Annotated in this window: 14 protein-coding genes; 6 read left to right on the top strand and 8 right to left on the bottom strand. The window is 49.7% G+C overall.

Features of this window, described 5'->3' with window-relative positions; all coding sequences use genetic code 11:
* Positions 1-177: 177 nt before the first annotated feature.
* Positions 178-1,005, top strand: a complete 828-nt coding sequence (locus AC4G47_RS02035; RefSeq protein ID WP_458125036.1) for an aldo/keto reductase — start codon at positions 178-180, stop codon at positions 1,003-1,005.
* A 78-nt stretch (positions 1,006-1,083) separates the two neighbouring features.
* Here AC4G47_RS02035 and AC4G47_RS02030 read toward each other — a convergent pair whose 3' ends face one another.
* A complete protein-coding gene (locus AC4G47_RS02030; protein ID WP_336763991.1) occupies positions 1,084-1,545 on the bottom strand; it encodes a cupin domain-containing protein in 462 nt (153 codons plus the stop codon).
* Between the two features lie 256 nt (positions 1,546-1,801).
* On the opposite strand from AC4G47_RS02030, the gene AC4G47_RS02025 reads away from it, so the two are divergent.
* Positions 1,802-2,653 (top strand): helix-turn-helix transcriptional regulator, encoded by an 852-nt coding sequence (locus tag AC4G47_RS02025; RefSeq protein ID WP_491104523.1) that lies wholly within the window; start codon positions 1,802-1,804, stop codon positions 2,651-2,653.
* Positions 2,654-2,805: 152 nt separating this feature from the next.
* On the opposite strand, the gene AC4G47_RS02020 is transcribed toward AC4G47_RS02025, so the two are convergent.
* Positions 2,806-4,419 (bottom strand): glycoside hydrolase family 28 protein, encoded by a 1,614-nt coding sequence (locus tag AC4G47_RS02020; RefSeq protein WP_491104522.1) that lies wholly within the window; start codon positions 4,417-4,419, stop codon positions 2,806-2,808.
* Between the two features lie 480 nt (positions 4,420-4,899).
* Between AC4G47_RS02020 and AC4G47_RS02015 the strand changes: the two genes are divergently transcribed.
* The 4 genes from AC4G47_RS02015 (at position 4,900) to AC4G47_RS02000 (ending at position 8,059) form a co-directional block, all read left to right on the top strand.
* Positions 4,900-5,628, top strand: a complete 729-nt coding sequence (locus AC4G47_RS02015; protein WP_421893485.1) for an amino acid ABC transporter ATP-binding protein — start codon at positions 4,900-4,902, stop codon at positions 5,626-5,628.
* A 41-nt stretch (positions 5,629-5,669) separates the two neighbouring features.
* On the top strand, positions 5,670-6,503 hold the full coding sequence (locus AC4G47_RS02010) for a transporter substrate-binding domain-containing protein (protein ID WP_491104520.1): 834 nt from the start codon (positions 5,670-5,672) through the stop codon (positions 6,501-6,503).
* A 101-nt stretch (positions 6,504-6,604) separates the two neighbouring features.
* Complete coding sequence (locus AC4G47_RS02005; RefSeq protein WP_458125033.1) at positions 6,605-7,324, top strand: amino acid ABC transporter permease; 720 nt, start codon at positions 6,605-6,607, stop codon at positions 7,322-7,324.
* Positions 7,325-7,408: 84 nt separating this feature from the next.
* Entirely contained in the window at positions 7,409-8,059 is a 651-nt protein-coding gene (locus AC4G47_RS02000; RefSeq protein WP_458125032.1) for an amino acid ABC transporter permease, read from the top strand.
* A gap of 98 nt (positions 8,060-8,157) precedes the next feature.
* Here the strand turns inward: AC4G47_RS02000 and AC4G47_RS01995 are convergent, their stop codons facing one another.
* The 6 genes from AC4G47_RS01995 to AC4G47_RS01970 all read right to left on the bottom strand — a co-directional run bounded on the left by AC4G47_RS01995 (position 8,158) and on the right by AC4G47_RS01970 (position 14,305).
* A complete protein-coding gene (locus AC4G47_RS01995) occupies positions 8,158-9,504 on the bottom strand; it encodes an FAD-dependent oxidoreductase (protein ID WP_491106622.1) in 1,347 nt (448 codons plus the stop codon).
* 59 nt (positions 9,505-9,563) lie between these two features.
* The gene (locus AC4G47_RS01990; RefSeq protein WP_491104519.1) at positions 9,564-10,418 is read right to left on the bottom strand and encodes a carbohydrate ABC transporter permease; all 855 of its coding nucleotides are present in this window, start codon (positions 10,416-10,418) and stop codon (positions 9,564-9,566) included.
* Positions 10,402-11,316: a carbohydrate ABC transporter permease gene (locus AC4G47_RS01985; RefSeq protein ID WP_491104518.1), complete on the bottom strand. Its 915-nt coding sequence runs from the start codon at positions 11,314-11,316 to the stop codon at positions 10,402-10,404. The genes AC4G47_RS01990 and AC4G47_RS01985 overlap by 17 nt, the downstream gene beginning before the upstream one ends.
* Positions 11,317-11,399: 83 nt before the next feature.
* A complete protein-coding gene (locus AC4G47_RS01980) occupies positions 11,400-12,110 on the bottom strand; it encodes a hypothetical protein (protein WP_491104516.1) in 711 nt (236 codons plus the stop codon).
* A gap of 28 nt (positions 12,111-12,138) precedes the next feature.
* Entirely contained in the window at positions 12,139-13,434 is a 1,296-nt protein-coding gene (locus AC4G47_RS01975) for an ABC transporter substrate-binding protein (RefSeq protein ID WP_491104514.1), read from the bottom strand.
* A 103-nt stretch (positions 13,435-13,537) separates the two neighbouring features.
* Positions 13,538-14,305 carry a response regulator transcription factor gene (locus AC4G47_RS01970; RefSeq protein WP_491104513.1) on the bottom strand — a complete coding sequence of 256 codons (768 nt, stop codon included), beginning with the start codon at positions 14,303-14,305 and terminating at the stop codon, positions 13,538-13,540.
* Between the last annotated feature and the right edge of the window lie 4 nt (positions 14,306-14,309).

Below are 14,309 nucleotides of genomic sequence, written 5' to 3'. Positions count from 1 at the left end.
GCAAAAAAGGACATTTGGAGTGTTTACTTCGTAAAATGGATCGCTTCCTTTTCCAATACCAGGAGTATTTTAGTATAATCAATCAAGACGGCCCCTTCTATATCGATTGGCCGCCGAACAGCAGGGTAATTACATAGTGGAACAATGATGGATCAATAAGAGGAGGAATTTCGGATCATGAAACACGTGCAGGACACAACCACGCTCTATAACGGAGTCAAAATGCCATGGCTGGGTTTTGGGGTATTCAAAGTTAAAGACGGAGACGAAGTCGTTCAAGCTGTCAAAACGGCCATTCAAGCTGGTTATCGCAGCATTGATACAGCCAAAGCGTATAACAACGAAACCGGTGTCGCTCAGGGTATTCGTGAATCTGGAGTGGCTCGTGAGGATCTGTTCATTACCACTAAAGTATGGAATAACGATCAGGGATATGAATCCACGCTAGCTGCCTTCGAAGCCAGCATGGAACGACTCGAACTGGAGTATCTGGATCTCTATCTCATCCATTGGCCGGTTAAGGGCAAGTACAAAGATACATGGCGAGCGCTGGAAAAACTCCACAATGAAGGACGCATCCGTGCGATCGGCGTGAGCAATTTCCAGATTCATCACCTGGAAGATCTGATGATTGATGCCACGATCAAACCTGCAGTCAATCAGGTGGAGCTTCACCCACTGCTGATTCAGTCAGAGCTTCGTGAATACTGCAACAAACATCAGATTCAGATCGAAGCCTGGTCCCCGCTCGGACAAGGTCATCTGATGGATCACCCATTGCTTCAGGACATCGCCGCCAAATACAGCAAGTCTCCTGCACAAGTGATCCTGCGCTGGGATCTGCAGAACGGCATCGTAACCATACCGAAATCCGTTACACCTGAGCGTATTCGCGCGAATGCCGATCTCTACGATTTCGAATTGACTGCTGAAGAAATAGAGCAGATTAACGGCCTGAACGAAAACAAACGCTTTGGTTCTGATCCCGACAACTTTAACTTTTAACTATATCATTCAAATCATTCAAAAAACTCCCGATACGGATGCCCTGAGCATCTCGGATCGGGAGTTTTGATATGAATTCTATTCGCTTTTGGATACCAGCTTGAAATCATCAAAGTGGAAACCTGGCGCTACCACGCATGTTACCAGCACAGGCTCATCACCCAGCGGGCGTGCAGTCTGCCATACGCCGGCAGGAACGAGCACCTGTGGCGATTGTCCCGCAGCAATATCCATACCCAGAATGAGAACTTCCTCATTCTCCGGGTTCTCCCCGTTGCCACCCAGCTTCAGTTCGATGGGACTGCCACTGTGCCACAGCCAAAGTTCATCCGATAGAACCGTATGCCACTCGGAGATTTCATGCGCATGCAGCAGGAAATACGTGGAACTAGCCGAGAATCTTGGGCCGGAGTACGCATCAGGCAGAACGGATTGTGGAATCTGATACGATGCCTTCCATTCTTCCTTATACCAACCGCCTTCAACGTGAGGTTGCATATTGAGCGCAGCAACCAATGGCGATAATTCATGTGTCGTCATAACCTGTTTCCTTCCTTCCAAATCATATTGGAGACACTCCCTATCCGGAGTTTCGCCTCACTCTCCCTACTCTAAAACATCATTCAGGTTTTGTCACCTTGACAGCACACATGGGGCATGCCAGATTCGTTCTCCCGATTTTCATCCATAAGATTAAAGAAATATGGACCTCCAATGACAGCGTTTACAAAAAGATGGATTTTCCGTTATGATATGGATATCGCTGTTAATCCGTGAAGCAGAGAGGAGCTGTACCATGAGTCTCATAGAGGATCGGATTGGACCCAAATATCGAATCGGTGAACATGCATTTACCATTGAACATATGCGCAGACATGACGGGAACGGTATGTCACAGCCTCACGCTCATCCATTCTACGAATTGTATTACCTGCTCAAAGGAGAACGAGTCTATTCCATGAATGGTCAGATTCTGGCCGCTCGCAAGGGTGATTTCATTCTGATCAATCCTCATGATGTACATACGACCTCCAAAGGAGGCATTCCCGGCTTTGAACGAATTCTAATCGGTTTTTCGCCTGCTTTTGCAACGGGGATGGAGCTCGGCATATGTGGTTTGCTGCCATTTGATTGTTCCAGACTGCTTCGTCTGCCTGAGGCGGAACAGCCCGAGATGGAGCGCATATTGTGGCAGATGCTGCAAGAATGCAAAGAACGCCGCCCTCATTATGAGATTGCGGTACGAAGTCTGCTTGCCCAACTTTTGATCCGTATTCATCGGGTAGAGGAGGTCATCCGGCAGTCATGCCCTGGTCCTTTGCATCCGATGCAGGACAAAATCAGTGAAATTGTCACTTATGTGAATAGCAACTATACGGAACCACTCACTCTGGAGGGTGCAGCTAATCGCTTTTATATCAGTCCATCCTATCTGAGTCGGATGTTCAGCCGATTCACCGGATTTCGGTTCAGCGAATACTTGCGTGTTGTCCGGGTCCGAGAGGCACAGCGAAGACTGCTTTCCACACAAGAGCGTGTACAAATGATCGCAGAAAAGGTAGGATTCGAGCATACGGCTCATTTTAACAAAACATTCAAACAGGTCACCGGTACAACGCCTTTGCGCTATCGCAAGGAACACCGGTAGATCCTCAGACCACATCATATAGAAGCCGAGTGGGTAGCCTTGCTCCAGAGATTACGTATTCCTTATATCGTGAAGCACCACGATTACTGGATATATGGCTACGCCACTGCGGCTGAATTTGACCAACTTGTATAAACCTTATTACATAGCTTTTACCTGCGAATGATCACGCCACTTCTCACCTCAGGACCAACAGAGATCTGGCGACCGTCTGTGTCTGCATCACCTTCTCGGCACACAATGCCTGCGGATTCGTGTCCTGTCACCATCAGAAGTCGGCCATCCGCGCCCTTGCCCTGAATGCGCTCTAACTCCGCCCCTTTGCACTGGTGCAAATGAATCAGCGGACCTTCGGTGATCTGCGCCTGCAATTCAGCGATATGCAGATGTTTCGCATGAGCACATTGGACTCCACTGCGGGCTTGTACGCTGTAGCGCTGAATGATCACGCCATCCAAAGGCAATTCCGGCAATCCACTCACGAGCAACGCAGTATCGGCACCGGCACAGACCACATCCGATATTCGAATATCACGGAACACCGGAGTCTCTTCACTAATCTCCTGAGACAGGTCACTGCCCCGGGCAGACCCTTCCTGATTCGCATAGAAAAAGGAAAACGAGATCGCTTCCATAATGATATCTTTCATATAGATGCGCTCAATCTGAATATCCTCAACTACCCCGCCGCGCCCACGTGCGCTTTTGAAGCGAAGTCCAATGTCTGTGCCGATAAACGTACAATCCGTTACTCGCACATGCCGCACGCCACCGGACATTTCACTGCCAATGACAAACCCGCCATGACCGTGGTACACGGTGCAATCCCGAATGGTGATGAACTCCGATGGAAGACCCAGTTCACGACCTTCAGCATCTTTGCCTGATTTTAGACAGATCGCATCATCACCGACATCGAATACACTTTGTTCCACCACCACATGACGGCAGGATTCAATGTCCAGCCCATCTCCATTCTGGGAGAACCACGGATTCCGCACACTCACATTACGAATGGTGATATGCTCGGATGCCCAGGGATGGAGATTCCATGCAGGCGAATTCTGGAACGTTGGACCGTCCAGCAATACCCGCTTGCATCTCCGTAAACTGACCATGTTAGGGCGCAAAAAGTCTCTTACCTCTTCATAGGATGCCACATCACGTACCTGCTCCTGATGCAAACGATTCGCAATGGTACCGCCTTCAAGTGCAGCTGTGGTAGGCCACCAGATCTCTTCATCTCCACCGGATTGCTCAACAACACCACCCGAAGCCACCAATCGGTTCCACTGTGAAGTGGTCATTTTCGAACGTTTCACTGGTCGCCAAGCTTCACCGCCACCATCCCATATCCCCTTACCGGTAATCGCAATATCCTCCAGTTGATCACCATCAATCGGAGATTGGCAACGAACAGCCTGCCAGCCCTCGAAGCTCGACGCAATTAATGGGTATTGATCAAAATCTCGACTGAACGTAACTAACGCCCCGGCTTCCACGTGTAACTCGATTCGGCTGCGCAGTGCAATTGGACCTGTTAGCCATACCCCGGCAGGAATCACAATTCTGCCACCTCCTGCTTCGGCACACGCCGCGATGGCAAGCCGAAACATTTCTGTGTTATCCGTTACGCCGTCTCCAACAGCTCCATAGTCTGTAAGCTGAAAATCCTGAGCAGGAATGACAGGCAAATCGGCTTCATAAGCTCGAACGTTGGTCTGGGCACTTGCTCCTGTCGATAATGGGGAGTGATATGTATTCATCGTGCAGAATCATCCTCTCTACCTGTAATGGAATTGTTATGGGATCCATACATCGCTTTTACTTTCCTTACTTACGTTCAAACGGATGCTCTCTCGCTCCATCATATCAACGGCGTGATGTGCAGGGTTGAGCTTTCTTGCCATGTACACGTGGAACTTGATGCTATTTGTTTTGTTGATCAGAGTCATAAATCAAACATCACTTCCAGTATACTCTATACATCTATTCCAAAGGTTGGTAAACAACTAGGAGATTAGATTCATTTTTCTGTCAGGATTCGTCACAAGAGTTTTAATAACATAACAGATATATAACACATTTACTGGCTATAGCCCTAGAAACTCCATTACTTATGTCACGTTTTATAACAAACCAATTGCCATAAGCAGGATGACTATGTATGATTAAATAACTAGTTTCAATTTATTCCTTATTATCCCTTTTACAAACAGACGTTGCAGAAAGGATGGGGTGTACTCTTGATTGAATTTAGGGGTGTCCAGAAGCATTTCGGTCATTTTCATGTCCTCAAGGATATCCATCTTCACATCGAAGAAGGAGAGGTCGTCGTCATTATCGGACCTTCCGGCTCCGGCAAAAGCACGTTACTCCGCTGTATTAACCGCCTGGAGACCATTACCGAAGGTGAACTTGTCGTCAGTGGGATCCCTCTACATCAGAAAAAGGTGGATATTAACCTCTTCCGCCGTGACATCGGGATGGTATTTCAACACTTCAATCTCTATCCTCACAAAAAAGTCATCGATAACATTACCCTTGCACCGATGAAGGTGCGCAAACAACCCAAAGAACAGGCAGCCGCAACGGCAATGAAGTATCTGACCCGAGTGGGCATTGCAGACAAAGCAGACAGTTATCCCTCCCAGTTGTCCGGTGGACAGCAACAACGGGTAGCCATCGCCAGAGGACTCGCCATGGAGCCCAAAATCATGCTTTTTGATGAACCTACCTCTGCACTTGATCCCGAGATGATCGGAGAAGTCCTCGATGTTATGCGTTCCCTTGCCCATAATGGCATGACCATGGTCGTCGTTACTCATGAGATGGGATTCGCCCGCGAAGTTGCGGACCGGGTCATCTTCATGGACGAAGGCCGAATTGTGGAAGAGGCCACCGCCGCTGAATTTTTTGACAACCCCAGAGAAGAACGAGCACAGCAATTCCTGAGCCGTCTGATTCATCATTGAGAATAATCCAATATTCCATTTTTTGAAAGGGGTCTTTATTCATGAAGAAATTATTGAAATGGCCATCATTTATACTTGTCCTCATTCTCTCGCTGGTATTGTCAGGTTGTAGTACGGGCGAGGAGAGTAGCAGCAGTGGCGGTTCTGGCGGGGATGCTGAAGCCAAAGGAACAATCGAGCAGATTAAAGAGCGCGGCAAACTCATTGCCGGTGTGAAATATGATACGAAGCTGTTCGGATTGAAAGATCCCGCAAGTGGTAACGTTGAGGGGTTCGATATTGATATCGCCAAAGCACTCGCCAAACAGATCCTTGGAGATGAAACGAAAGTCGAGTTGAAAGAGGTCACTTCCAAGACGCGCATTCCCATGCTGCAAAACGGAGACATCGACATCATTATCGCCACGATGACGATTACGGATGAGCGTAAGGAACAGGTGGATTTCAGTGATGTTTACTTCGAGGCAGGCCAATCCCTGCTGGTGAAAAACGACAGTGCAATTACCGGCCTGGAAAGCCTTAGCGGGGTGAAAGTGCTCGCGGTGAAAGGCTCCACATCCGCTCAGAACATTCGCGAGAAAGCCCCGGATGCCGAGGTGCTTGAATTCGATAACTATCAGGATGCGTTCACCGCTCTCAAAGCCGGTAAAGGTGAAGCGCTGACCACGGATAACATCATCCTCATCGGCATGCAACAGACGGATAATAACTTCCAATTGGTTGGTGGCAATTTCACAAGCGAACCTTATGGTATGGCCATTCGCAAAGGCGACACCGCCTTCGTGGAAGAAGTCAACACGCTGCTCAAAAGCATGAAGGACAGCGGGGAATATGACACATTACATGAGAAATGGCTGGGCTCCAAGCCCGAGTAACCCGAATTAAGATGGGTAAGCGGCGAATTCGTCTGCTGGATGCGATGCATGAGCAGACGTAATCGCCGTTTCTACATCTGGAGAACGGAGGCTTCGCCTATATGGGCACATTGGATTTTAGCGTACTGATGCGACACTCGGATCGTTTTCTGGAAGGATTCCTGAATACCATTCAAGTGAGCATTATAGCTCTGGTCGGCAGCTTTATCCTTGGCGCAATCCTGGCCATCTTTCGGATATCCCCTGTGAAACCACTGAACTGGATCGGTACGGCTTTTGTGGAATTTATCCGAAACATCCCTCTGCTGCTGGTTGTGTTTTTCTTCTATCTCGGACTGCCTGCACTCGGCATTTCTCTGGATGGATTTGTCTCTGGTACTCTGGGTCTGACCATCTACACCGCCGCTTTCATTGCCGAAGCGATCCGAGCAGGCATTCAGACTGTGCCGCGGGGACAGCTGGAAGCAGCAAGGTCTTCAGGCTTGTCCTATGTACAGGCCATGAACCTGATCATTCTGCCCCAGGCCATCAAGATTGTATTGCCATCCATTGGCAACCAGTTTATCAACCTGGTCAAAAACTCATCCATTCTCGCCGTCGTTGCCGGGATGGATCTTATGTATTTTGCCGACTTGGTCAACTCGGATACGTTCCAGCCGCTAAGTGTGTACACCATTGTCGCGCTGTTCTATCTGGTGCTGACGCTACCACTCAGCTTCCTGGTGCATTATATGGAGCGCAGGTTCGGACAGAGCGATGCAGAGGCGCGTACCAAGGGTAAGCCGAAGAAGAACAAACCGGCGGGTCAGGTCACCATGTAACAGATTGGCCTGTACCTACAGTCCATGCTCCATCTATTGATCTTCGATATTCCATTCCTGCACACAGAAGGAGGCTAATAAAATATGGACTTTAGCGGGGCCTATGCGTGGCCCAACCTTCGTTTCCTGCTTCAAGGATTCCTGATCACCCTGCAGGTAGCAGGGCTATCCATTGTATTCAGCTTCGTGCTCGGAACTGTGTTGGGTACGGTGCGGTATACCCGCATCCCTATTCTGTCACAGATTGTGGCAGTGATCGTGGATACAATCCGGAATCTGCCACTGCTGCTCATCATTTTCTTCATCCACATCGTACTTCCACAGCTCGGGATCAAAATGTCCGTCTTCTGGTCCACGGTCGTTGGACTGAGTCTGTTCGAAGGCGCGATGATCGCCGAGATCGTCCGTAGCGGTCTGAAGTCCGTTGAGCGCGGTCAGGTGGAAGCGGCCCGTTCCTCTGGCCTGAGCTACATGCAGACCCTCGGTGGCATCATCATGCCACAGGCACTACGCCGCATGTCCCCGCCGATGGTCAGTCAGTTCATCTCACTGCTGAAGGATACTTCACTGGCGATCATCATCTCCCTGCCGGAACTAATGCACAACGTGCAGATCCTTGGCGGTCAAAGTTTCGATTACATCATCCCGGCCCTGCTCCTCGCAGCCGTATTGTATTTTGTCATCAACTACGCGCTGTCCATTGTCGCAAGGCGACTTGAGGCACGGATGAATTAATGAAGCCTTAACCCCTTTGCTCGCGAAAGCACACTAAAGTCCAGGTAAGCACATTCCCGTGCATACCTGGACTTTTTCGTATCACTCGGCGGCTTAACTTAACCACTTCCAATTGCCGCTCCGTTGCGACGTAATTCCGTCTGAAGCAGTGATATCGGCAGTTCCACCGGATCAAGCTTCATCTTCACTGTTAGTGCAGCAGCTGTCCCTGCGGCCTCCCCGGTAGCCATACAACTTGGAGTCAGCCTTGTCGTTGCATGCGCCTCATGTGTGGTAGAGATGCATCGTCCTGCCGCCAGCAGATTGCGGATATTGCGAGAGATCAGACAGCGATACGGAATATCATATGCCCCGTCTCCCTCTATAAAGGCAGCCACAACGCCTTGACCCGAAGGGTCATGAATATCAATCGGGTAACCGCTTCTAGCGATCACATCGTCGAACTTTCGTCCTGCAACCACATCAGCCTGGGTCAAAGCGTAATGTCCAATAATTCGCCTGGATTCACGGATACCAATCTGCGGCGCTACTGCCGAGATCGAAGCCCGTTCGAATCCAGGCACATCACGCTGCAAAAACTCAGCGATCATCAGCACCTGCTTCCGGCCTTCCTGTTCCGCAGAGGTCAGATCCTCGGCATCCGTCGCATCGAGCCCCTGCACCCGGGTACAATTAATCAGCACTTCATCCTCTGCCGGTCCGGTAAAAAATAACACCTGATCGCGATTAATCGGCACACCCGCTTTTTTCCACTGGGAGTAGAAGCCGCTCACGCCGGTTAACGGGATGCTGTCCAGTTCAGCAAAGGGGGTTTTCACATAGAAATCCTCCGGATGCTCCAGCATGTATTGCTTCACTCGTCCAAGATCGACACCACGCATGCGGAATTTCATGGTCATCGGCTGTGACTGATGGTCGCCGTCTCGTCCCTTTGCCACAGAAGCACCCGCAAGATAAGCCAGATCCGCATCGCCGCTTGCATCCACAAATACATTCGCATGGAACTCTTTTCGTCCAGACTTGTTTGTCACTCGTACCGCTTCCACCCGATCATCCCGAATAACCACTTCGTCCACAAAGCTGTGCAGTAACAGCCGGACACCAGACTCCTGCAACATCTCTGCCGCAACCACCTGAAAGATGGCTGGATGGTACGGTGTGACGGTATGCACAAATCCAACCGTATCGCGCAGATGCCCCGGTGAGCCGCCACTTGCCTGCAAACGATCCACAATCTCCTGCGCAATGCCTTTAATGACCTGCTCACCACGCTCCGTATGGAAAGTCATCCAGGGATAGACCATAGCAGCGGTTGACATCCCACCCACGAATCCGTATCGCTCCACCAGCACTGTTCGTATACCCTGCCGTCCAGCCGCAATGGCTGCCGCTATACCCGCAGGGCCCCCTCCCACAATAACGACATCTGCTTCTTCCTTTTTCATGCTCATCCGTTCACGCAAATGTTGTCCCTCCTTCCGTTCTATTGCACGTATTGCACGGTTTACTCTTTCAGTCCCGTCATGGCAACGCCCTCAATGAAGCGCCGTTGTGCTAGGAAAAAGACAATTAACAGTGGCAAGGTTGCCATGACGGTGGCGCTCATCAGATATTGCCAGGCTGTACCCACTTCATCTGTAAACAGGGATAATCCAAGCGGCAGCGTCATTAGATCACGCGAGTTAATGAAGATCAACGGATCAAAAAACTCATTCCAGATCGTCACAAACGTGAAGATCGTCAGCGTAGCCATACCCGGCTTGGCAATGGGCAGCATAATTCGCGCATATATTCGGAATCGGTTGCAACCGTCAATCATCGCCGCTTCCTCCAGCTCGGTAGGCACCGTAATGAAGAACTGCCGCATCACAAAGATGCCAAACACACCACCCGCGCCAAAGATCGGCAATAATATCAACGGAAGATGGGTATCAATCCACCCCAGCTGCCGCATGAATAGAAACATCGGAATCGCCGTCACCTCATGGGGAATCATCATCGCACTTAGCAGGATGAGAAATACCACATTACGTCCCTTAAACGGAATTTTGGCGAATGCATAACCGGCGAGAGAGGCAAAGAATACTGTTCCTAGCACAACCAACGCAGAAATGTAGATACTGTTCCAATAAAAACGGTGAAACGGAATCAATCGAAAGACATCGATGTAGTTCTGAAATCGGAATGGTTCCGGTATCCACTTCGGTGGATAGGTGAATATGCTCTGGGGTTCCTTGAATGATGTCGATATCATCCAGATAAATGGCACAATCATAATGAGGGAAATCAGGGTCAGCAACAAATACGTCCCCAGAGTACTTCCTATCTTCCGCCCCGAAGGACTAGGCATCGCCTTCATTGAATACCCACCTCTTTCGGAGCTGCCATTGCAGCAGCGTCAGAATTAGCACGATAAAGAACAGTACATATGCGAGAGCAGAAGCGTAGCCAAACTGAAATAATTTGAATGCTTTTTCCCAGATATAATAAACCAATACCTTGGTGCTGTTACTCGGCCCGCCCTGTGTCATCACATAGATCTGCCCGAATACTTTGAGTGAACCAATCACGGTCATGACCACAGTCAAAAACACCGTTGGTGTAATCATAGGCAGCGTGACGTGAAAGAAGGTTCCCCTTTTGCCTGCCCCGTCTAATGTTGCTGCTTCGTACAGTGAACGCGGTACCTGCTGAATGGCTGCAATGAACAGCACCATATTCAGACCTACATTTTTCAGCACACTTGTCACAATAACCGCAGGCATCGCCAGATCCTGATTGTAAAGCCAGGCCGGACCCTTAATGCCCAGCATCAACAGAAGCTGATTAATCAATCCCGACTCTGTCGCATACATCAGCTTCCACACGATGGCCCACACGATCAACGAGGTCATGACCGGAACAAAGATAGCCGTCCGGAAAATTCCGATGCCCCGCAGATTTCTGGATAGCAGCAACGCGAGCAGCAGGGCGAGCACAATATTAAGCGGCACCAGCCCCGCTGTGAAATAAACCGTATTGGCGAGTACCTTCCAGAACATCGCGTCTGTCATAATATTCCGGTAATTCTCCAATCCAATAAAATGATGATCCCCCAGCAGCGGCCAATCGGTCAGGCTCATGTATAGCGCCAAACCCATGGGAAACAGCAGCAGCAGGGTAAACCCAAGCACCATCGGCGATACAAACAGCCAACCCGCGATCTGGGCCTCTCTGGCGAGCGGCCCCCTTCTTTTTCGCTTGCGTGGATGGGTCACAATCAGGCCCCCCTTTATTAGACTTCTCCCCTGAAGCTGGGGTTGTTCTGGCATCGGAGTCGCAAGTGTACATATTCTTTAGTTCAACTTATATAGTCTGGACGGTTCAGACTGTCGATCGCATTACGAAACCCGTTTACAGCCCTTCGCAACTGTTCCTCCGTGTTGCCTGTCACGACCGCCCCAAGCATGATCGCTTTGACCCCGGTATGGCACAGCACCCGAACATCCTCCGGTACCAGCTTTCGCTGGGAAGGAACTAATACCGGAACCTGGGCTTGCAAGACCAGACGGCGATACTTAAGCACATCCGCGAAGCTCAGCAGTGTACCATATTCCTTTCCGGGTACAATGGATGCCTCCAGAGCGGTGAAGCCGAAGTACGCTGCTGATGTTACGAGGGAAGCATCATATTCCTCATTGATCGCAAACGTTGGGTCCAGCCCCAGGTCATCCAACATGAAAGATGGCAAGTGATGTGCATAGATGGAATAGAAATCAAAGCCCAGCCCCCCAAGACGCTCCACATCCTCCCTTTGTGCTCCATCTATACTGCCAGAAGGTACGACCCCAAGCGGACAACCAAACTCACTGCGGATCGCCCGAAATACCTCGGCATACATATCCAATGGACCAAAATGATTCCCGCTGGCGCGATGACCGACATTATAATGCACCTTCAGTGCATCAGCACCCTCTTCCATGGCTGCCCGAGCCAAAGCAATATCATTCTCAGGCAGACTGACCACCAGCGACAGCGGTTTCCGCTCAAGTAATTCTTTGAATTTGCCCATCATTCTCACCTCCGGTTTTGATCGAATATTAGGGTTGCAACACGCTTTCGATCTCTTCCTGCATTTGTTTCAGGTTATCCTCAGCTGTCACTGTACGGGCAAACAGTCGGTCAAATCCTTGCAATACCGCATTGTCGATATCCTGCCAACGGATATGACCGGGAATTAAGCGAGCTTTCGGCATTTCATCAATGACGGCCTGCACGATATGCTCTTTGCTCGGGTTATTCGGCTGAAGAATGAATGCATCTGAGTTCAGAACAGAGGTACGCGGAGGTACAAAGTAGGTGGCTGTGGCCTGAATACCCTGCTCACTGGCAAAATACTTCAACAGCTTCTTCGTTTCCTCTGGATGTTTGCTGTCGTTGAACATGGCATATCCGGCCTGCCCCAGCATCGGCACACTGCCTTGAGAGCCGGAAGGCATAGGAGCGATGCTCCATTCAAAATCCGTAATCTCCCTTGTTTTTGAAACATAGCTGTAATTATCAAAGAACATGCCCACATTACCCGCATCGAAGCTGACCTGCTCGCCCGCCTTCGGGTGTGATTCATCGATAAACATCATGCGCTCCAGTAATTCTAAGGTCTGTACACCATAGGCATCATTCCAGGTGAACGTTGTCATGCCTTCGTCGAATGGACCGCTTCCATTGGACCAGGAGTAGGAGGAAAGCACCGCCCAGGTCTTCCAGTCGCGAAAAAAGTTGGCGCCATAGACTCGGTTGCTCGCATCCTTGCTGGTAATGGCTTTGGCGGACTCTTCGAACTGTTCCCATGTCCATCGTCCTTGGGTGGCAAGTGTGTTTGGATCGGTCAGGCCGGCTTGGTCGAACAGCGTTTTATTGTAAAACATGACCACCGGAGGTGTAGAAAAAGGTAGCCCCAGCAGTTGATCGCCATCACGGAACAAATCTAATGTGCTTGGAATATAATCATCCAGCTTAAACTGTGCATCATCCTTGAACTCGGATACATCGGCCAGAATGTGGTTGGACTTGAATTGTGGTACCATTCGCTCCGATACCCAGGCAAGATCGGGAAGAGAGCCTCCGGCGGCAAGCACCGAAATTTTTTGCTGGTATTCTGCGAAAGGTACGGATTCCATCGTTACTTTGATGCCTGGATTTTTCTTTGTGAAGTCATCGATCAGCTTGTTGTATACATCCATATGCGCCTGATTGCCCCACATCATGAACTTCAGCTCCACCTCTCCATTCTCCCCGCCTGCACTGCCAGATTCACTGCTGGAATTGGAGCTTGTGCACGCGATTGAAGCCATCATCATGAGTACAAGCATCAGTATCAGTCCTGCTTTTTTCATGGAAATCCCCCTTATGGACGTCGTGGTATACATGTGCAACCAAAGTATAACGAAAGCATCGTCCCCTCTTAAATCACGTCAAATACAGAAATGGTATGGTTTTTCAAGAGATACTGAATCGGTCTCGATATTCTCCTGCGGTCCATCCCACCTGCTGCTTGAACACCAACATGAAGTGTTTGGGGCTCTGATGCCCAGATAACCGTGCCACATCATAGATTTTGAGACCCGTGTTGATCAGCAGCCACTTGGCCCGCTCCATACGTGCCTCAGTGATGTATTCGGAATAATTGATGCCTATTTCGTTCTTGAACAACTGGCTTAAATAAGTGGGGTTCAAGTTAACGAGATCTGCTATCGTCTGAAGTCGCAGATCTCCATCGGGATGCTGCTTGATGTGCTCCTTCACATCTCGGATAATCTTCCGTGTATCTCCGCCAGCGTGTTCTGCTTTGCCTGATGGCTCAGGGATAGAAAGAGTTGTAATACCGTATCTGCGATCCAGCAGCAATTGAATCTTTTGTATGCATAATGCCAGTTCATAGCGTTCGATTGGCTTCAACAGGTAGTTCAACACCCCGAACTCCATCGCTCTGCGTGCATATTCAAACTCGCCGTAGCCGCTAATGATGAGCATTAGCAATTCAGGGTACATGTCTCTTGCTTTGCTTACCAAAGTTAATCCGTCCATTTCACGCATGCGGATATCCGTGATTAACACATCCGGCACCTCACTTCTCAGAAAATCCAGCGCCTCGGTACCGCTCGAAGCCTCGCCCGTTACCTGAAACTGAGAAGACACTTGTACGATCAGCTCTCTCAGTCCCTGACGGATGACCGTCTCATCCTCTACAAGCAATACTTTGTACATACGC

It is taken from the genome of Paenibacillus sp. Negev47 (genome assembly GCF_058313655.1).
Note: the sequence above shows the minus strand (reverse complement) of the source record. Positions and strands in the feature narration are given on the sequence as shown.